The organism is Actinoplanes sp. URMC 104, from assembly GCF_051386375.1.
In the GTDB taxonomy this organism is placed as follows: domain Bacteria; phylum Actinomycetota; class Actinomycetes; order Mycobacteriales; family Micromonosporaceae; genus Actinoplanes.
Window position 1 is genome coordinate 958,919 of sequence record NZ_JBPQTO010000011.1, and the last position, 19,409, is coordinate 978,327.

Below are 19,409 nucleotides of genomic sequence, written 5' to 3' on the forward strand. Positions count from 1 at the left end.
GGCAATGCGGGGCGCGCCGCCGACGGGTGGCCCCGCACGCGAGCCCCGAGCCGAAGGTGGTCGTCATGGCCCTTCTCAGCGTCGTGATCCCGATCCACTCCGTGCACGGATACCTGCGCCAGTGTCTCGAGTCGCTGCTCGGCCAGCCGTTCACCGACGTGGAGGTCGTCGCGGTCGACGACCACTCCCCCGACGGCAGCGCCGGCATCCTCGCCGAGTACGCGGCCCGGGACCCGCGGCTGCACGTGGTCACCCTGGAGGCCAACGTGGGCCAGGGCCCGGCCCGCAACGCCGGGCTCGACCGGGCCACCGGGCGGTACGTCTGGTTCCTCGACGGCGACGACTGGCTGGAGCCGGGCGCGCTGGCCGCGGTGGCCGACCGGCTGCGGGAGACCGACGCGGACGTGCTGCTGGTCGACTGGGTGCGGGAGTGGTGGACCGGCCGGGCGCAGAAGAGCTGGGCGCAGCGGATCCTGCGGGAGGCGCCGGAGGTCTTCACCATGGAGGACTGGCCGCGGGTGGCCGACGTGCTCCACGTGGCCTGGAACAAGATCGTGCGGCGCGAGCTGCTGGACCGGCTGGGCTTCCGCTTCGAGGCCGGCTGGTACGAGGACCTCCCGTACACCTATGCCGTCCTGTCGGCCGCCGAGCGGATCAGCACGCTGGACCGGATCTGCGTGCACTACCGGCAGCGCCGGGTGGGCGCCGCCACCCGCACCGCCGGCGACGGGCACTTCGCGATCTTCCCGGCGTGGGCCCGCGCGCACGAGATGACCGGCCGTTTCGGGCGCGACCCGGCGGCGGTGCGCCCGGTCCTGTTCCGGCAGATGACCTGGCACCTGTTCAAGGTGCTGGGCAACCGCAACCGCATCCCGCGCGGGGCCCGCCGGCTGTTCTTCACCCGGGCGCACGAGCACTTCGTCCGCTTCCGCCCGCCCGAGGGCTACGAGGTGCCGCGCGGCGTCGAGGGCGTCAAGCACCGGCTGCTGGCGGGCGGGCACTACCGCACCTTCGAGGTGCTGCGCGCGGCCCACCGCCTGCGGGTGCGGGCCCGCCGCCGCGGCAGGCGCACGCTGCGGCGGACGCGCCGGCTGGCCGCCACCGTCCGCGCGCAGGCGTTCCGGCGCTATTACCAGGTGCAGCTGCGGTTGCCGGTCGACGAGACGCTGGTCGTCTACTCGGCGTACTGGAACCGGGGGTACGCCTGCAACCCGGCCGCCGTGTACGAGAAGGCCCGCGAGCTGGCGCCGCACCTGCGCGGGGTCTGGGTGGTGCGCCGCGACCGGGTGCGCGACCTGCCGCCCGGCGTCGACCACGTGGTGAGCGGCACGCTGGCCGCCCACCGCGCGCTCGCCCGGGCGAAATACCTGGTCAACAACGTCAACTGGCCGGACTGGGCGACCAAGCGCCCCGGCTCGGTGCACGTCATGACCCACCACGGCACCCCGCTGAAGGTGATGGGCCTCGACCAGATCCCCTATCCCGGCGGCGTGAAGGACCCGGACTTCGGGGCCCAGATGCGCCGGGCCGACCGGTGGGACTTCAGCATCACGGCGAACGCCTTCACCACCGAGCGCTGGGCGAGCGCCTATCCGTGCCGGCACGAGACCCTCGAGTTCGGCTACCCCCGCAACGACCGGCTGGCCCGCGCCACCCCGGCGGACAGCGAGGCGGCCCGTACGGATCTCGGGTTGCCCGCGGACAAGACGGTGGTCCTCTACGCGCCCACGCACCGGGAGTGGCACCGCGACGACCGGATGCTGCTCGACGTGGAGGACCTCGCCCGGCAGCTGGGCCCGGACCACGTGATCCTGGTGCGCGCCCACTACTTCGACGTCAAGCCGGGGCGCCGGGGGGCCGGAGCCGGCCTGGTGGTCGACGTCTCCGGGCATCCCCGCGTCGAGGACCTCTACCTGGCCGCGGACGTGCTGATCACCGACTACTCGTCGCTGATGTTCGACTTCGCGGTGCTGGACCGGCCGATCGTGATCTTCGCGCCGGACTGGGAGGCCTACCGGTCGATCCGCGGGGTCTACTTCGACCTGCCGGCCGAACCGCCCGGAGCGGTCGCCACCACGTACCCCGGCCTGCTCGAGCTGCTGCGCGCCGGGGCGCACCTCGGCGACGACGCCACCGCGGCACGCCGCCGGTTCCGGCAGCGGTTCTGCTACCTCGACGACGGCCGGGCCGCCGAGCGGGTGGTCCGCCGCGTGTTCGTCCCGTCCGGCGCGACGCCGCCCGACAACGATGGAGGCCGCAGTGATCAGACATCTGCCCCGGGCGTGGCGATCCCGCGTCAACCGGGTGCTCGCGACGACCACCGGCTATCAGATCGTGCGGGCGGGATCCCGGCGTCCCGCCGCGAAGGCTGAGCCGCCGCCCCCTCCCCCGCCTCCGCCGCCGCCTCCCGTGGCGCCGCCGCCGGCCGAGGAGACGTACCCGGTCGACTACGACGAGGAGGCGGTGCCGATCCTGCGCGCGGCCCTGCCGTACACGATGACCCGCAAGGAGAAGCGGTACGCGCTGTATCTGGCCACACGGCACGTGGTGCAGCACCGGGTTCCGGGCGCGATCGTGGAGTGCGGGGTGTGGCGCGGCGGCAGCATGCACGTCGTCGCGCGCACCCTGCTGGCGATCGGCGACACCTCGCGGGAGCTGTATCTGTTCGACACGTTCGACGGGATGACCGAACCGACCGACAAGGACCTGACGTACGGCGGGAAGCCGGTGACCGAGCTGCTCAGCGCCCAGCCGCGGACGGCCCGGATCTGGGCGGTCGCGAGCCTGGAGGACGTGCGGCAGGGGTTCGCCGACATTCCGTACCCGGAAGAACAGATCCACTACGTCCAGGGGCCGGTCGAGTCGACGCTGCCGGCGCAGGCGCCCGCGACGATCGCCATCCTGCGCCTGGACACCGACTGGTACGAGTCCACCCGGCACGAGCTGGCGACGCTGTACGAGCGCCTCGCGCCGGGCGGCGTGCTCATCATCGACGACTACGGCACGTTCCAGGGCGCGCGCCAGGCCGTCGACGAGTTCCTGCGCGAGACCGGCGAGCCGCTCCTGCTGGTGCCCCTGGGCCCGGGCCGCATCGCGGTCAAGCCGCCGCGCTGACCCGGAGGTTTCGGCCCGGCACGGTGGGTATGCGATCGGCTCGCCACAAGGGAAGGAATGACGACCATGCAGACCGACAATCACTCGGTGGCCCAGGCCGTCCACGACCTCGGCTCGGCGCTGTGGTTCGGCGGCTCGGCGATGGGCGTGATCGGCGTCAACTCGGCCGGCCGCGACCTCAAGGAGGGCGCCGACCGGATCCGGGTGGCCAGCTCGGCGTGGGGCCGCTACGCGCCGGCGCAGTGGGCCGGGATCGCCGCCACGCTGGCGGCCGGGCTGCAGCTGACCCGGGTCGGCGGGCGGCGCATCGCCCTGCAGCAGGGGTTCGGCACGGTGGGCGCCACCAAGGCGGCCCTCGCGGTCGCCGGCGCGGCCGCCACGGCGTACGCGGCGTACTGCGGCAAGCGGATCTCCGACGCGACGGCCGAGGCGGAACGCCGCGGCGAGCCGATCGAGGTCGTCGACGCGACCACCCCCACCGAGCACACGCCGGAGAGCATCGCGAAGTGGCAGCGGCAGCAGCGCGTGGCGCAGTTCCTCGGCCCGGTGCTGGCCGGCGCGAACATCGCCGCCGGATCGCACCTGGTCCAGTCCTACCGGGCGGGCGCCACGGCCCAGGGCATCCTGGGCCGGCTGCTGCCCAACCGCTGACGCGCTTCGGCCGGCGGCGCATGCCGGGCGGATCACCGGGTAAGCCGGTGTCCGGGAGAGATCACGGACAGGAGGCATCATGACCGACAACATCGAACGCGGTGCGGCCGAGGAAGGCGCCGGCTCGCCGGTCACGCCGACCGAGGTCGAGGCCTCGAAGAAGGCGCCCAGCGACAGCGGCTCCGACTCCGGCTCCGATGGGCCCGAGCTGAAGGAGCACGACAAGGCCGACTCGGCCAGCGGCACGGACGCCTGAGCGACGCGAGGTGAGCCGGGCGGCGACCGCCCGGCTCCCGTCGTCTCACACGCGGTCGCGGGCGGCCTCGACGATCAGGCGGGCGGCCTCCGGCGCCGGCAGCGGACGGGCGTAGTGGAAGCCCTGGGCGCGCTCGCAGCCGAGCTCGCGCAGCAGCGCCACCTGCTCGGCGGTCTCCACGCCCTCGGCGATGGTGCCCAGGCCCAGCCCGGCGGCGAGGTCGATGACGGCCTTGACCAGAGCCACGGCGGCCGGGTCGCAGGCGCCCGGCGCCGGCATGAACGACCGGTCGATCTTGATGTGGTCGATCGGCAGGTCGCGCAGGTAGGCCAGCGACGAATACCCGGTGCCGAAGTCGTCGACGGCGACCCGTACGCCGTGCGAGCGCAGCATGCTCAGATGGCTGATCGCCTGCTCGGTGACCGGACCCGAGTCCACCAGCACGCCCTCGGTGATCTCCAGGATCAGCGCGTCCGGAGGCAGCGCGGAGGACCGCAGCGCGTCCACCACCGTCGCCCCGAAGTCCGGCTCGCGCAGCTGGCGGGGTGACACGTTCACCGACACCACCGTCCCGTGGCGCCGGTGCCAGTCCGCGACCACCCGGCACGACTCGCGCAGCACCCACGTGCCGATCGGCACGATCAGCCCGCTGTCCTCGGCGGCGCCGATGAACTGGTCCGGCGGCACCAGCGGCTCCCCCGGCGGCTGCCACCGGACCAGCGCCTCGACGCCCGTGACGCGCTCGTCGGCGAGCCGGATCAGCGGCTGGAAGTGCACCAGCAGCTCGTCGCGGCCGACCGCGCCGCGCAGCCGCTCCACCGTGCGGGCCGCCCGGTCCCGCTTGTCGCGCAGGGCCTGGTCGAAGCAGACGAGCCGGTCCCGGCCGGCCTCCTTGGCGGCGCGCAGCGCCAGGAACGCGTCGCGCACCACGTCCGCCGGCATCAGGTCGTCCTCGAGCTCGCGCAGGCCGACGCTGACCGTCGTGAACAGCTCGTGGTTCTGCACCGGCAGCGGGCGCCACATCGCCGCCAGCACGTGCTCGGCGACGGCCCGCGCGTCGGCCACCGTGGCGTCCTCCAGCAGCACGGCGAACTCGTCGCTGTGCATCCTGGACACCAGCCCGTCGGTGACCAGGATCCGCAGCCGGGCGGCGACCTGGATGAGCAGGTCGTCGCCCACGGTCTCGCCGAACCGGTCGTTCACGTCCTTGAACGCGTCCAGGTCGAGCACCAGCAGCACGCCCCGGCGGCTGCGGGCCAGCGCCCGGGTGAGCCGGTCGTACAGCACGGACCGCCCGGGCAGACCGGTCAGGACGTCGTGCTCGGAGCGGTAGCGCAGCTCCTGTTGGAGCTCCGCCTCCTTGCGCAGCGCCGTCTCGAGCTCGACGGCCCGCCGGGCGGCGACCCGGTTGAGCTGGCGCATCCGCTGGACGACCAGCGCCGACGTGACCGCGGTGGCGATGCTCGGCACGATGACGTCCGAGCCGCTCAGCGAGTCCCGCACGCCCTCGTGGAACAGGAAGATGCCGGTGAGCGCGGGCGTCGCCACCACCATGACCAGCGACAGCCGGGCCGTGCCCTGCCGGTGCAGGGTCGCCTCCACCGTCGGCAGCGGGACGGCCCGCTTCATCGACGGGTGCAGGGCCGCGGCGGCGAGCAGGCCGTTGCAGACGACCCAGCCGGCGATGCTCAGCAGCGTGGGGAAGCCGGCCACGCTGCCGACGGTCAGATAGGCGGTATCGGCCGTCAGCCGTGCCGCGCAGGACGCCGCGACCAGCCAGTACGAGACCGAACGGGAGTCGCCGACGAGCAGCAGCCGTACGCCCAGGCCGAGCAGGACCAGGTCGAGGAACGGCTCGACCAGCAGGTACGCGTGGGTGTGGATCAGCCCGGTGTCGATCAGCCGCGGGTCGACGACGAGCATCCACCAGACGACCGCGACGGCGCACGCGACGATCGCGCTCTCCGTCATGCCGAGCCACGCGGCGCCGGGCCGGCGGTGGTTGGGCAGCAACGCCACCCCGGTGCACAGGATGGGGTACGTGATGCCGTAGATGATGTTGATGGCGGCGGCGTTGCCGGTGACCGACGCGGGCAGCATCGCCCAGACGACGTTGCCCGCCAGGGCCAGCCCGACCGCGGTGAGGATCAGCCACCAGCTGCCCGGATGTCGCGGGCGGTGCAGCCGCACGCCGGCGACGATCGCGGCCATGACCAGCACCGCGCTGCCCAGCATGAGCGCGGCCAGCTCGCCGAGCGAGGACACGCCGAAGGCGAGCACGACCAGCACGGCGGCGACGATCACGGCGGCGACGAGAAGGGCGGCCGCGCGCGTGGCGGCAGGCCGCTCTGACCCACGTCCCACAGTTCTCACAATCGCACGACGGACGCCCCGGGACGGGCGGAACGGCCGACTGCCGGGAACCGTCCGCCCGCCGGCGAGCCGGACGTCACGCCCCGGGGCGGCCCGGAGGCGGGGACGCGACGGGCTCGAAGACGAACACGTGGCGGACACCGGAGCGTCGGCGGTAGGTCTCGTGGGCCGGCCAGTCGGCGACCAGGCGCGGCACGTAGCGGTCGCACTCGTCCGGGGTGGCCGGCCGGGCGCGGTAGTGGCCGGTGCGCGAGCCGACCTGGATGGTGGCGTACGGGTGGGCGCGCAGGTTGAACGGCCAGCTCGACGCGGTCTGCAGGCCGAAGTTCTCGCACGCGGCGACCAGGCGCTCGCCGTCGCGGACGAAGAGGAGCGGCACCGTACGGTCCTTGCCCGTCCGGCGGCCGCGGGTGGTGAGCAGCATGATCGGCGCATCCCGGCCGCCCATCGTCCACCGGCCGCCGGTGGCCCGGAACAGCACCCGGTCGACCTTGCACCCGGCGTGCTTGACCGCGACCGCGAACCAGCGGCTGTGCCCGACGCGCTGCATCGTTCGTGCGTAGATGCCGGCCATACCTCCAGCCTCGACCGGGACACTCCGCCGCGATATCAGGCAGGCGACACGTCGCAGTCGTCGACCACTTTCGCTCCGAGCGCGGTCGCGAGCGCGGTCATCCGCCGTACGGCCGGCTCGTGGGCGTGCCGCACCTCGATCACGTCCACGTCGAAGAAGAACGGCATGACCCTGCCGGACGGGTGGCCGGTCCAGCAGGCGACCGGCGGGCAGGCGATCCACCGGACGCCGGAGGGCAGCGTCGCCTCGATGCGCGTCATCGTCGTGAAGTCGGGCTGGGCGGCCACCAGCCGCGCCCACTCCCCCGGCCGGATGGGCGCGTGCGCGTTCATGCCGCCGAGCCACGTGCCGCGGGTGAGGAAGCGCCGGTTCCAAGCAAACGCCTCGGGGCCGCGCTGCCGGGCGACCACGCAGTCGCCGTCCCGGACGTACCACTCGCCGTCCTCGCCGATCACCCAGGCGTCGAGCCGGGCGGCCAGGTCGATCATCCGGCCGACGAGCCCGGGGTCCGGGTTCTTGGCGGTCAGCCGGCCGGCGGCGAACCGGAGCTTGTCCAGGGCGGGCTTCGCGCGCTCGTCGCGGGCCAGCGCCTGCACCTCGGCATCGAGAATCGGATACCACTCGCTGTCGAACGCCATCAACGCCCGCGTGACCTGCAAGTCGTAACCCACGGCGGCAAGCATGCCAGGCCGGCGCCGTCGCGCCATTGACAGCACACTGTCATTCTTGACAGAATGCTGTCATGACAGACGAGACGGTGCACGTCGCGGTGTACGACACTCTCGCGGACTGGGAGGTGGGACACGCGACCGCGCACCTGCGGGCGCGCGGCTTCCAGGTGCGGACGGTGGCGGCGACGGACGAGCCGGTGACCACGGCCGGGGGCATGCGGATCCTGCCGGACATGACGGTGGGCGAGCTTGGCCCCGAGCGGTCGCTGATGCTGATCCTGCCCGGGGCGAGCAGCTGGCACGAGCCGGGCGGAAACGCGGTGTTCGCCGAAGCGGCGCGGCGGTTCCTCGCGGCGGGGCGGCCGGTGGCGGCGATCTGCGGCGCCACGTTCGGGCTGGCCGTCGCGGGGCTGCTCGACGACCGAGAACACACCAGCGGCGCCGCGGAGTATCTGGCCGCGACGGGATATGCCGGGGCGGCGCACTACCGGGAGGCCGCCGCGATCACCGACGGCAACGTGATCACGGCCGGGCCGACCGCGCCGGTGGAGTTCGCGCGGGAGATCTTCGCGCGGCTGGACGCCTATCCGCCGGAGATCCTCGACGCCTGGTACCGGCTGTTCGGGGAGTCGGACGCGAGCGCCTACCCGGTGCTGGCGGCGGCAGCGCCCCGATGAGCGCGGGCCGGGGCGGCGCGAGTACCAGCGCGGACCCGAGCGGCACGAGCGCGGGCGCGGGCCCGAGCGGCACGAGCGGGAGCGCGGGCCGGGGTGGCACGGAAGCGGGCGCGGCGGGGCGGGGGGCTGGGGGCGGGGAGGCGCCGGCGTTGTTGTCCGGTGCGGCGCTGGCTGCGTTTCGGCTCAACGGGCAGTTTCTGGTCGTCGCGGAGGCGCTTGCCCGGCCGGCGGGGCTGACTGCGGCGTGGTGGCAGGTGCTGGGCGCGGTGGTGGGCGGCCCGCTGCCGGTGGCGGGGATCGCCCGGGCGATGGGCATCACGCGGCAGAGCGTGCAGCGCATCGCCGATCTGGTGGTCGACAGGGGGCTGGCGGAGTACCGGCCCAACCCGGCGCACGCGCGGGCGAAGCTGCTCGCGCTGACCGACGCGGGGCGCGAAGCCCTGGACCGGATCGGGCCGGGGCACCGCGTCTTCGCGGAACGGCTGGCCGCCGAGCTCGGCGAGGACGACCTGCGGGACGCGCTGGCGGCGCTGGAGAGGCTCTCCGCCGCGCTCGAAGTGCTCGAGCTGCAGCCGCGCGGCGCCGGACGGGGATGGGAGGTGTCCCACCCCCGGGCCGGACGGGCGTCTATCGGCGGAACTGGAACCAGTTGACGTTGACGAAATCGTTGGGCTGGCCGCTGGTGAAGGTCAGGAAAACGGTGTGCCGGCCGGTGACGTTGGCGACGTTGCCGGGCACCGAGCGCCAGCTCTGCCAGCCGCCGGTGTTGCCGATCGCGAAGCTGCCGATCGGGGCGTTGCCGCGGTTGTCGACCCGGACCTCGACGAGGCCGCTGACGCCGCCCGCGGCGCCGGACGCCACGCGGGCCACGAAGTCGCGGACGCCGCCCGAGCCGAAGTCGACGTTGTCGAACTGCACCCAGTCGCCGGTGCGGATGGTGCCGATGTTCTGGCCACCCTCGCTCGACGTCTCGACGATCACGCCGGACTGGGCGTTGAACGACTCGGCCTGGATCTGGGCGTAGGCGTCGCGGACGCCACCCGGCGGCGGCGTGGTGGGCGGCGGCGTGGTGGGCGGCGGGGTCGTGCCGCCGCCGCGGGTGTAGACGGCCACGTAGTCGACCAGCATCGGGTGGCCCGGCACGGTCGCCGCGGTGGGTGTGCCGAAGCCCGCGACCCCGTTCGGGAACCCGCCGCCGATCGCCACGTTGAGCAGGATGTGGTAGCCGGCGTGCCCGGTCATGTTCGTCCAGTGCGGCTCGCCGACCTGGTTCTGGTTCACCGCGTGGAACTGCTGGCCGTCGACGTACCACCGCAGCTGGTTCGGCGACACCGAGCGGTCCCACTCGAAGGCGTACGTGTGGAAGTTGCCCTGGCAGGCCGAACCGGGGCAGGCCCGGGAGGCGCCGAGGCCGTTGGTCTCGTTGCACGGCCCGCCGGGGTTGACGCCGCAGTGCAGCACGCCCCACACGGAGTTGAGGCCGTTGACGTTCTCCATGATGTCGAACTCGCCGATGGCCGGCCAGCTGTAGCGGTCGCTGCGGTACGGCGCGCCGAGCGCCCAGAACGCGGGCCAGTAGCCGAGCGCCGCGTTGCCGGTGACGTTGGGCATCTGGATGCGGCCCTCGATGCGCAGCACGCCGTTCGCGGGCGCCTTGAAGTCGGTGCGCTGGGTCTCGATGCGCGCCGAGGTCCACTGCCCGGCGCTGTTGCGCAGGGGCGTGATGCGCAGGTTGCCGCCGCCGTCGTGGGACAGGTTGCTGGTGCTGCTGGTGTAGGTCTGGATCTCGCCGGTGCCCCACTGCGGCGGGCCGCCGGGGTAGCTCGTGCCGGTGTCGATGATCCAGTTGGAGCCGTTGGGGAGGGTGTTCGCGGCGCCGGTGAAGTCGTCGGCCCACACCTGGGTCCAGCCCGACGGCGGGGGCGGCAGGGCAGCGTGGGCGGAGACGGCGAGGACGCCGGATCCGCCGAGGGCGACGGTGAGGGAGGCGGCGGCGAGGAGGCGGGTGCGAAGTGTCATGGCGAACCCTTCGTTCTCCGTGAGAGCGCTCCCCGAAGTTTCGAAAGTGTTACGCGCCGTTGTCAATATAGACAGTCATCGAACAGCCCGTTCGTGCCCGCCGGCGTGTACCGGCGGGCATCCGGGGGTCAGCCCTGAGCCTCGATCGCGACCGGCTGCCACTCGCGCCACTCGGCGAGGCGCGACTCGTAGTCCGCGGTGGCGATGCCGAGCGGGGCCTCGCCGAAGAACACGCGCAGCGGCGGGTTCTCGGCGTCGACGATCTTGAGGATGGCGGTGCGGGTGGCGGACGGGTCGCCCGGGTTGGCCACCCGCTTGCTGCGGGCCTCGGCGGCGATCTCGCGCACCTTCTCGTACGCCGGGGAGGCGGTGGCGTGCTTGGCCGAGGAGCCGCCCCAGTCGGTCGAGAACCCGCCCGGCTCGACCAGCGTGACCTTGATGCCGAACAGCGACACCTCCTGCGCCAGCGCCTGGCTGAAGCCCTCGAGGGCCCACTTGGAGGCGTTGTAGATGCCGATGTTCGGGAACGCGGAGATGCCGCCGATCGACGACACCTGGATGATGTTGCCGCCGCCGCTCTCGCGCAGGTAGGGCAGCGCGCCCTGGGTGACCCACAGCGCCCCGAAGACGTTGGTCTCGAACTGGGCGCGGGCCTCCTGCTCGCTGATCTCCTCGATCATGCCGAACTGGCCGTACCCGGCGTTGTTGACGACCACGTCGAGGCGGCCGAAGCGATCGAACGCCTGCTTCAGCGCCGCCAGCACGGCCTCGCGGTCGGTGACGTCGAGCTCGATCGGCAGCACGTTGTCGCCGTGCTTGCTCGCCAGCTCGTCGAGCGAGCCCACGTTGCGGGCCGTCGCCGCGACGCGGTCACCGCGGTCGAGAGCGGCCTCGGCCCACTCGCGGCCGAAGCCGCGGGAGGTGCCGGTGATGAACCAGGTCCTGGCCATCGGTACGTCCTTTCTCCGGTTGTCTACCCCAGTCATATCTCAAGATCGGCCGGCCGCACTTTTCGCATTCCCGAACCGGCTCATCTGTGCTTGCGAAAGCCGGGGTGTTGACCGGCTTCGCTGCCCGGCGGGAGGCTCGAACTCGCCCGCCACCAGCCACCCTGCCAGCGCGAATGCCGCGCGCCGCCGGTGTGCGCCCCACCGGAGGGAGACCACATGCAAATACCCGCCACACCGCCCGCCGGGGTGAGCCGGCGAACCCTGCTGCGGGGGCTGACGGCCACCGCGGGGCTGGGCGCCGCCGCGGCCCTGTCGGGATGTTCGTCGGACGTGCTCAGCGGCCTGACCGCTTCCCGCGAGACGGCCGGCTCGCTGGACTACTGGAACCTGTTCGGCGGCGGCGACGGCGTGCGGATGCAGCAGATGCTGCAGACGTACCAGCGCGACAACCCGCAGGTCGAGCTCGGCGCCGTGACGCTGGCGTGGGGCAACCCGTACTACACCAAGGTGTCGCTGGCGACGATCGGCGAGAAGCCGCCGGACGTGGCCGTGTCGCACCTGACCCGGATGAAGAGCCTGGTCGAGGCCGACCTGCTGACCGAGCTCGACCCGGCGGTGCTGACCCGGCACGGCCTGAGCCCCGACCGGTTCACCCAGAAGACGTGGGAGGCCGGGCTCGTCGACGGGCGCATCTACGCCATCCCGCTGGACACCCATCCGTTCGTCCTGTTCTACAACACCGACGTCTGCCGCAAGGCCGGGCTGCTGGACGCCGGCGACAAGCTGGCGCCGCTGGACAGCCCGGACGCCTTTCTGGACGCCATGCGCAAGGCCAAGCAGGTCACCGGCGCGTACGGCGGCGTCGTCGCGTTCATCAGCGAGACGGCTACCCCGTGGCGTCTGTTCCAGTCGTTCTACTCGCAGCTGGGCGGGCAGATGATCGCCGACCGGGGCCGCGAGGTGGTGATCGACGACGCGAAGGCCGTCGAGGTGCTGACGTTCCTGCGCAGCCTGACCAGCGGCGGGCTCTTCCCGTCGGCGGCCGACTACCAGGGTTCGATCGCCATGTTCGCCGAGGGGCAGGCCGGGTTCTTCCTGCAGGGCGAGTGGGAGATCTCGACGTTCCAGACGGCCAAGACGCCGTTCTCGATGACGCTGCTGCCCCACGTGTTCCGCGAGGGCCCGTACGCCGTGCAGGCCGACTCGCACACGTTCGTGCTCCCCCGGCATCCGGACAACAGCCCGGAGCGCCTCGACCGGGCGCTCGGCTTCGTCTCCGCCATGCTCGCGCAGAGCAAGACCTGGGCCGAGGGCGGGCACGTGCCCAGCTGGCGGCCGTTCCTGGAGAGCGCCGAGTACCGGCAGATGAAGCCGCAGTCCAACTACGCCTCGGCCGCCGAGGCCGCCGCGTACGACGCCGAGGGCTGGTACTCCGGCTCCGGCTCGAACTTCGAGATCGTCACGGGCTCCGCCATCGGCGCCGTCCTGGCCGGTCAGGTCGCGCCCGCCGCCGCGGTGCGGCAGATGCGCTCCGCGCTGAGCGGGCTGGCCCGTACGTCGTCACCGATCTGACCGACCGGAGGTCGCTGGTGTCCACCGAGACCGTCACCCACCGCGCCCGGCCGGCCGAGGCGCCGAGCCGTCCCGTGTCCGCCGCGCAGGGCCAGGGCCGCCCCGCCATGGCCTTCCTGCTGCCGTTCGCCGTGCTGTACCTGGCCTTCATCATCGGCCCGGCCGTGTACGGCCTGATCATGAGCTTCTTCGACGCCAGCCTGGTGCGGCCGGGCCTGGGCGGCTTCGCCGGCTTCGGCAACTACGCGGAGGCGCTGCAGGACAGCGACTTCTGGTCGTCGCTGTGGCACACGCTGTGGTTCACGATCCTCACCACGCCGCCGCTGATCCTGCTGGCGTTCGTGTTCGCGCTGCTCGCCGACCGGGTCGGGCGCGGACGCTGGTTCTTCCGGCTGGCGTTCTTCGCGCCGTACATCCTGCCGTCCGCCGTCATCTCGCTGATCTGGATCTTCATGTACACGCCGGGGCTGGGCCTGCTCGAGGCCGGGCTCGGCAAGGTCGGCATCACCGCCCCCGCCTGGCTCGGCGACCCGAACTGGGCGATGCCGTCGCTGGCCATCACGACCGTCTGGTGGACGCTGGGCTTCAACTTCATCCTCTACCTGGCGGGGCTGCAGGAGATTCCGCGCGAGCTGTACGAGGCGTCCGCCATCGACGGCGCGAGCCCGTGGCAGCAGATCCGGCGGATCACCATCCCGATGCTCGGCCGCACCACCACGCTGGTCGCGGTGCTCCAGGTCATCGCGTCGCTCAAGGTCTTCGACCAGATGTACATCATGACCGCCGGCGGCCCGAACTTCGCCACCCGCTCGATCCTGCAGTACGTCTACGACCAGGGCTTCACCAACTTCCGGCTCGGCTTCGCCTCCGCCGTCTCGATGCTGTTCTTCCTCGTCGTGCTCGCCGTCTCGGCCGTGTGGTTCACGATCGTCCGGCGCCAGGAGAAGGAGGTCTGACCGTGGCCAACCCGACCATCGCCGCGCCGGGCGACCTCGCCACGGAGACCGCCGGCGCCGGCGTCACCCAGGCGAAGATCGACTTCAGGCACAAGCTGTTCAACCGCATCTGCTTCGGCGTGCTGATCGCGTTCGCCCTGCTCTGGCTGGTGCCGCTGGCGTGGGCCGTCGACACCGCGCTCAAGCCGAACGCCGAGACCACCCGGACGACCTGGCTCATCGACAACCCCACGTTCGCCGCGTTCCAGCGGGTGCTCGACGACACCGCGATCCTCAACTGGTTCGGGGCCAGCCTGATCACCGCGACGTTGACCGCGTTCGGCACGGTCGTCACGGCCAGCCTGGCCGCGTTCGCCGTCTCGCGGCTGCGCTTCCGCTTCCGCAACGTGGTGTTCTGGGCGATCCTCGCCGGCATCATGATCCCCAGCCAGGTGCTGATCGTGCCGCAGTTCCGCGAGATGGACGCGCTCGGGCTGCTCAACACGTACTGGGCGGTCAGCCTGCCGCAGATCCCGACCGCGGTCGCGATCTTCATCTTCAAGCAGTTCTTCGACGGGCTGCCGCGCGACCTGGAGGAGGCGGCCCGCATCGACGGGGCCGGCTGGTTCCGCATCTACCGGCAGGTGGTGATGCCGCTGGCCCGTCCGGCGGTGGCGGCGGTCGCCATCTTCACGTTCGTCACGTCCTGGAACGACCTGCTGTGGCCGCTGCTGGTGCTCACCAACCCCGACCTGATGACCGTGCCGGTCGGGCTCGCCACCGTGCAGGGCGCCTTCGGCATCCGCTACGCCGACACGATGGCCTCGGCCGTGCTCGGCGCCATCCCGCTGGTCGCGGTGTTCCTGCTGTTCCAGCGCAACATCGTCGAGGGCATCGCCGGCACCGGCTTGAAAGGCTAGGAGATCAGTCGTGCACTCTGCATCGCTCACCGTGGACCCCGCGTTCCGGATCGGCGCCGTCGACCCGCGGCTGTACGGCTCCTTCGTGGAGCACCTGGGCCGCTGCGTCTACACCGGCATCTACGAGCCGGGTCACCCCACGGCCGACGCGGACGGGTTCCGGCAGGACGTCGTCGAGCTGGTCCGCGGCATCAACGTGCCGATCGTCCGCTACCCCGGCGGCAACTTCGTCTCGGCGTACGACTGGGAGGACGGCATCGGGCCGGTGTCCGAGCGGCCCACCCGCATCGACCTGGCCTGGCGGTCGCTGGAGACCAACCACGTCGGCGTCGACGAGTTCCAGCGCTGGGCCGCGCAGGTGGACGCCGAGACGATGATGGCCGTCAACCTGGGCACCCGCGGGATCGACGCGGCGCGGGCCTTCATCGAGTACTGCAACCACCCGTCGGGCACGGCGTGGTCGGACCGCCGCCGGGCCAACGGGGCCAAGGACCCGTACGGGATCAAGGTCTGGTGCCTCGGCAACGAGATGGACGGGCCCTGGCAGATCGGCCACAAGAACGCCCTGGAGTACGGGCGGCTCGCGGCCGAGACGGGCAAGGCGATGCGGCTCGTGGACCCGGGCATCGAGCTGGTCATCTCGGGCAGCTCGCACAGCCGGATGCCCACCTTCGGCACCTGGGAGCGGATCGCGCTCACCGAGGCGTACGACACCGTCGACCACATCTCGATGCACAGCTACTACCAGCAGCACGGCGACGACCGGGACAGCTTCCTGGCCGCGGCCGTGGACATGGACCGGTTCATCGACGCGATCGTCGCGACGGCCGACCACGTGCGCGCGGTGGGGCGGCACTCCAAGCGGCTGACCATCGCGTTCGACGAGTGGAACGTCTGGTACCAGAGCCGCTTCCCCGGCGAGGAGAACCTGCCGATCGCCGAGGCGCCCGCGCTGCTCGAGGACGTGTACTCGGTCACCGACGCGGTCGTGGTCGGCAACCTGCTGATCAGCCTGCTGCGCCACGCCGACCGGGTGAAGATCGGCTGCCAGGCCCAGCTCGTGAACGTGATCGCGCCGATCATGACGGCGACGGGCGGGCCGGCGTGGCGGCAGAGCATCTACCACCCGTACGCCCTGACCTCGCGCCACGGCCGCGGCACCGTGCTGCGGCTGGAGGCCCAGTCGCCCACCCACGAGACGGCGGTGCACGGCGAGGTGCCGCTGCTCGACGCCGTGGCCGTGCTCCAGGACGACGACGAGGGCCTGGCGCTGTTCGCCGTCAACCGCGACCAGCACGAGCCGATGACCGTCGACGTCGACCTGCGGGCGCTGCCGCACCTGACCGGCGGCGAGCACGTGGCGATCGCCGACGACGACCCGGACGCCGTCAACGACCGCGACAACCCCGACCGCGTCGCCCCCCGACGCCTTGCCGAGCCCCGGCCGGACGGCGGGCGCCTGCAGGTGGAGCTGCCGCCGCTGTCGTGGAACCTGATCCGCCTCACCGGACGGACGGCGTGATGTCCGGCCCGCTTCTGCCCACCGCCGGGGCCCTCGGCCGGCTGCGTCCCGTGCCGTCCGGCTCCGCCCGCATCACCGGCGGGTTCTGGGCCGCCCGACAGCAGGCCAACCGCGAGTCGGCGATCGCCTCGGGGCCGGAACGGCTGGAGAAGGCCGGCAACCTGGACAACCTGCGGATCGCCGCCGGGGAGCGGGAGGGCGGGACCCGCGGGCTGATCTTCATGGACTCCGACGTCTACAAGTGGCTGGAGGCGGCCGCGTGGGAGTACGCCCGCCGGCCCTCCGACGAGCTGCTGCGGGCCCAGCGCGAGATCACCGCCGTGGTCGCCGCCGCGCAGGAGCCCGACGGCTACCTGAGCTCGGTGGTCAAGGCCGAAGGCAAGGGGCGCTACCACAACCTGCCGTGGAGCCACGAGCACTACTGCGCGGGGCACCTGTTCCAGGCCGCGGTCGCCCAGGTGCGCTCGACCGGCGACCGCGCGCTGCTCGATGTCGCGACCCGGTTCGCCGACCACCTCGTGGCGACCTTCGGCGAGGACAAGCGGCACGACGTCGACGGGCACCCCGAGGTCGAGACGGCACTGGTCGAGCTGTTCCGCGAGACCGGCAACCGGTCCTATCTGGAGCTGGCGCGCTACTTCGTCGACGCCCGCGGCCACGGGCTGATGGCCGGGTACGGCGAGGAGCCCACGTACTTCTCCGACCGGGTGCCGGTGCGCGAGCAGACCACCGTCGAGGGGCACGCCGTGCGCGCGGTCTACCTGGGCGCGGGCGCCGCCGACGTGGCCGTCGAGCTGCAGGACGAGGAGCTGCTCGATGCGCTCACCCGGCAGTTCGCCGACATGCTCGCCACCAAGACGTACCTCACCGGCGGGCTCGGCTCGCGCTGGGACCGCGAGTCGTTCGGCGACCCGTACGAGCTGCCGCCCGACCGGGCGTACGCGGAGACCTGCGCGGCCGTCGGCGGCGTGCACTGGGCCTGGCGGATGCTGCTGGCCACCGGCGACGCGCTCTACGCCGACGTGGCCGAGCGGATGCTGCACAACGGCTTCGCCGCGGGCGTCTCGCTGAGCGGTGGCGAGTACTTCTACGTCAACCCGCTGCAGCTGCGCTCGGGCGCGCACGCCGACGAGAACCGCAGCCCCGCGCACGGCCGGCGCGGCTGGTTCGACTGCGCCTGCTGCCCGCCCAACGTGATGCGGACGCTGGCGAGCCTGGACAGCTACCTGGCCACTACCGACGACGACGGCGTGCAGCTGCACCTGTACGCGCCGAGCGAGATCAGCGCGGACGGCAGGCGGCTGAGCGTCGAGACGGAGTACCCGTGGGACGGCCGGATCCGGGTGCGGGTCGACGAGACGCCGGACGGCGAGTGGACGCTCGCGCTGCGCGTGCCGGGCTGGGCGCGGGGCGCGACGCTGACCGTGGCGGGCGAGCAGCAGCCGGCCGGCCCCGGCGCGTACGCCACCGTCCGCCGCACCTGGCAGGCGGGCGACGTCGCCGAGCTGGTGCTGCCGATGGACGTGCGGGTGGTGGCCGCCGACGAGCGCATCGACGCCGTCCGCGACTGCGTCGCCTTCGAGCGCGGCCCACTGGTGTACGCCTTGGAGCAGGTGGACCAGCCCGACGGCGTCACGGTCGACGACGTGCGCGCCGACCCGGAGGGCGAGCTCACCGCGGAGCACCGGCCCTACCTGCTGGGCGGCGTCACCGTCGTCACGGTTCCCGGCTGGGCGCGGCGCCACGAGCCCGAGCCGTGGCCGTACGGGGCCGCCGCGGCGGGCTCCGGCGGGGCGGTGCGGCTGACCGCCATCCCGTACTTCGCCTGGGCGAACCGCGACATCGGCCCGATGCGGGTGTGGTTGCCGCGATGAACCGGCGGGGCGTGCTGAAGCTGGCCGGCGTCGGCGCGGCGGGCGCGCTGCTGCCGGCCTGCGGGGCGACGCTGCCGGAACCGGACGTCACGGCCGCCGGCTTCGGCGAGGGCGCGACCGGCACCGTACGGCTGTGGTGCCGGTCCGCGACCCGGACCGGCGCGGAGGTGATCGTCGACCGCTTCAACCGGTCGCAGCGCCGGCTGCGCGTCGAGCTCACGCCGGTGCTCGACAGCCAGTACGTCACCAAGCTGGCCACCGCGATCCGCGGCCGCCGGGTGCCCGACGTCGTGGACATCGACGACATCAACTCGATGCTGTTCCTGTTCCGCGACGCGTTCACCGACCTGACGCCGCTGATCGACGCGCTGCCGTACCGCGACGCGCTCAGCTCCGGGCACCTGCGCCTGGCGACCCGCGGCGGACGGGCGTACGCCGTGCCGTTCCTCGCCGACAACTCGGCGCTGTTCTACAACCGCGACCTGCTGCAGCGTGCCGGTGTCGACGAGCGGTCGCTGACCGGCTTCGACGGCTACCTCGAGGCCGCCCGGCGGGTCCGCGCGCTCGGCCCGGACGTGTACGGCTGGACGATCGCCGGCAACTCCCCCGGCGTGCTCGGCTTCGTCGTGCAGCCGCACGTGTGGGCCACCGACCAGCGCCTGATCGCCGGCGAGGTCGGCGCCCAGCGTGGCAACATCGCCGGCAACCCGGCCCTGCGCCGCACGCTCGAGCTCTATCGGACGCTGTGGCGCGAGAACCTGCTGCCGCGGCCCAACTTCGCCGACATCGCGGCCGCCTGGGGCAGCGACTTCCGCGCCGGGAAGGTCGGGCTGTTCCCGGCCAACTACGCGGTCGCGGTGCTGAACGCCGACGAGAAGATGCGCGAACGTACCGGGGTGGCGCTGCTGGCCGGGCCCGACGGCGGGCAGGCGTTCTTCGCCGGCGGCGACAACTTCGCCATCCCGCGCGGCGCAGGGAACGCGTCGGGCGGCTGGGAGTTCGTGAAGTTCGCGCTCGACCTGGCGCAGCAGGCGGCGCTGCCCAGCGGCGGGTACACGCCGGTGCGCTCCGACGTGGCGACCCCCGAGTTCCGCCGCGAGTTCCCGCAGGCAGTGGCGCCGCTCGACCGGCTCGAACGCGGCTACGCCCCGCCCACGCTGGCCTACAACCTGCTGTTCAACCAGCCCGACAGCCCGTTCATCGCGATGTTCCGGCGCGCCACGTTCGACGGTGACCTCGACGGCGCACTGGCCGAGGGACAGGCGGGCTTCGACCGCATCCTGGAACAGGCGCAGTTGTGA

The 19,409-nt window shown here is 72.7% G+C and carries 17 protein-coding genes; 12 read left to right on the forward strand and 5 right to left on the reverse strand.

Going from position 1 to position 19,409, the window contains the following annotated elements; genetic code table 11:
- The first annotated feature begins 65 nt into the window (after positions 1 to 65).
- From ACSNN8_RS30265 to ACSNN8_RS30280, 4 genes are all read left to right on the forward strand, one after another.
- Positions 66 to 2,372, forward strand: a complete 2,307-nt coding sequence (locus tag ACSNN8_RS30265) for a bifunctional glycosyltransferase/CDP-glycerol:glycerophosphate glycerophosphotransferase (protein WP_436653351.1) — start codon at positions 66 to 68, stop codon at positions 2,370 to 2,372.
- Positions 2,373 to 2,409: 37 nt separating this feature from the next.
- Positions 2,410 to 3,114, forward strand: coding sequence for a TylF/MycF/NovP-related O-methyltransferase (locus ACSNN8_RS30270; RefSeq protein WP_436653353.1), 705 nt, complete (start codon positions 2,410 to 2,412; stop codon positions 3,112 to 3,114).
- A gap of 66 nt (positions 3,115 to 3,180) precedes the next feature.
- Positions 3,181 to 3,765, forward strand: a complete 585-nt coding sequence (locus ACSNN8_RS30275) for a hypothetical protein (protein WP_436653354.1) — start codon at positions 3,181 to 3,183, stop codon at positions 3,763 to 3,765.
- 79 nt (positions 3,766 to 3,844) lie between these two features.
- Positions 3,845 to 4,021, forward strand: coding sequence for a hypothetical protein (locus ACSNN8_RS30280; protein ID WP_436653355.1), 177 nt, complete (start codon positions 3,845 to 3,847; stop codon positions 4,019 to 4,021).
- Positions 4,022 to 4,066: 45 nt separating this feature from the next.
- On the opposite strand, the gene ACSNN8_RS30285 is transcribed toward ACSNN8_RS30280, so the two are convergent.
- The 3 genes from ACSNN8_RS30285 to ACSNN8_RS30295 all read right to left on the reverse strand — a co-directional run bounded on the left by ACSNN8_RS30285 (position 4,067) and on the right by ACSNN8_RS30295 (position 7,639).
- Positions 4,067 to 6,325 (reverse strand): putative bifunctional diguanylate cyclase/phosphodiesterase, encoded by a 2,259-nt coding sequence (locus tag ACSNN8_RS30285; protein ID WP_436653357.1) that lies wholly within the window; start codon positions 6,323 to 6,325, stop codon positions 4,067 to 4,069.
- A gap of 145 nt (positions 6,326 to 6,470) precedes the next feature.
- Positions 6,471 to 6,968: a nitroreductase/quinone reductase family protein gene (locus ACSNN8_RS30290; RefSeq protein ID WP_436653358.1), complete on the reverse strand. Its 498-nt coding sequence runs from the start codon at positions 6,966 to 6,968 to the stop codon at positions 6,471 to 6,473.
- A gap of 35 nt (positions 6,969 to 7,003) precedes the next feature.
- On the reverse strand, positions 7,004 to 7,639 hold the full coding sequence (locus tag ACSNN8_RS30295; protein WP_436653359.1) for a hypothetical protein: 636 nt from the start codon (positions 7,637 to 7,639) through the stop codon (positions 7,004 to 7,006).
- 71 nt (positions 7,640 to 7,710) lie between these two features.
- On the opposite strand from ACSNN8_RS30295, the gene ACSNN8_RS30300 reads away from it, so the two are divergent.
- The gene (locus tag ACSNN8_RS30300) at positions 7,711 to 8,316 is read left to right on the forward strand and encodes a DJ-1/PfpI family protein (protein WP_436653360.1); all 606 of its coding nucleotides are present in this window, start codon (positions 7,711 to 7,713) and stop codon (positions 8,314 to 8,316) included.
- A 149-nt stretch (positions 8,317 to 8,465) separates the two neighbouring features.
- Entirely contained in the window at positions 8,466 to 8,969 is a 504-nt protein-coding gene (locus ACSNN8_RS30305) for a MarR family winged helix-turn-helix transcriptional regulator (RefSeq protein ID WP_436653361.1), read from the forward strand.
- On the opposite strand, the gene ACSNN8_RS30310 is transcribed toward ACSNN8_RS30305, so the two are convergent.
- Positions 8,944 to 10,335 (reverse strand): carbohydrate-binding protein, encoded by a 1,392-nt coding sequence (locus ACSNN8_RS30310; protein WP_436653362.1) that lies wholly within the window; start codon positions 10,333 to 10,335, stop codon positions 8,944 to 8,946. The two genes, ACSNN8_RS30305 and ACSNN8_RS30310, sit on opposite strands and share 26 nt — an antisense overlap.
- 128 nt (positions 10,336 to 10,463) lie before the next feature.
- On the reverse strand, positions 10,464 to 11,285 hold the full coding sequence (locus tag ACSNN8_RS30315) for an SDR family oxidoreductase (RefSeq protein ID WP_436653364.1): 822 nt from the start codon (positions 11,283 to 11,285) through the stop codon (positions 10,464 to 10,466).
- A gap of 216 nt (positions 11,286 to 11,501) precedes the next feature.
- Between ACSNN8_RS30315 and ACSNN8_RS30320 the strand changes: the two genes are divergently transcribed.
- From ACSNN8_RS30320 to ACSNN8_RS30345, 6 genes are read left to right on the forward strand one after another with little or no spacing between them, the layout of a single operon-like run.
- The gene (locus tag ACSNN8_RS30320; protein WP_436653366.1) at positions 11,502 to 12,857 is read left to right on the forward strand and encodes an extracellular solute-binding protein; all 1,356 of its coding nucleotides are present in this window, start codon (positions 11,502 to 11,504) and stop codon (positions 12,855 to 12,857) included.
- A gap of 17 nt (positions 12,858 to 12,874) precedes the next feature.
- Positions 12,875 to 13,813 (forward strand): carbohydrate ABC transporter permease, encoded by a 939-nt coding sequence (locus ACSNN8_RS30325; RefSeq protein ID WP_436653367.1) that lies wholly within the window; start codon positions 12,875 to 12,877, stop codon positions 13,811 to 13,813.
- A gap of 2 nt (positions 13,814 to 13,815) precedes the next feature.
- Positions 13,816 to 14,712, forward strand: coding sequence for a carbohydrate ABC transporter permease (locus ACSNN8_RS30330; protein ID WP_436653369.1), 897 nt, complete (start codon positions 13,816 to 13,818; stop codon positions 14,710 to 14,712).
- A gap of 10 nt (positions 14,713 to 14,722) precedes the next feature.
- Positions 14,723 to 16,234 (forward strand): alpha-N-arabinofuranosidase, encoded by a 1,512-nt coding sequence (locus tag ACSNN8_RS30335; protein ID WP_436653371.1) that lies wholly within the window; start codon positions 14,723 to 14,725, stop codon positions 16,232 to 16,234.
- The gene (locus ACSNN8_RS30340; protein WP_436653373.1) at positions 16,234 to 18,108 is read left to right on the forward strand and encodes a glycoside hydrolase family 127 protein; all 1,875 of its coding nucleotides are present in this window, start codon (positions 16,234 to 16,236) and stop codon (positions 18,106 to 18,108) included. Before ACSNN8_RS30335 ends, ACSNN8_RS30340 begins: the two co-directional genes overlap by 1 nt.
- Positions 18,105 to 19,409: an ABC transporter substrate-binding protein gene (locus ACSNN8_RS30345; protein WP_436653375.1), complete on the forward strand. Its 1,305-nt coding sequence runs from the start codon at positions 18,105 to 18,107 to the stop codon at positions 19,407 to 19,409. Before ACSNN8_RS30340 ends, ACSNN8_RS30345 begins: the two co-directional genes overlap by 4 nt.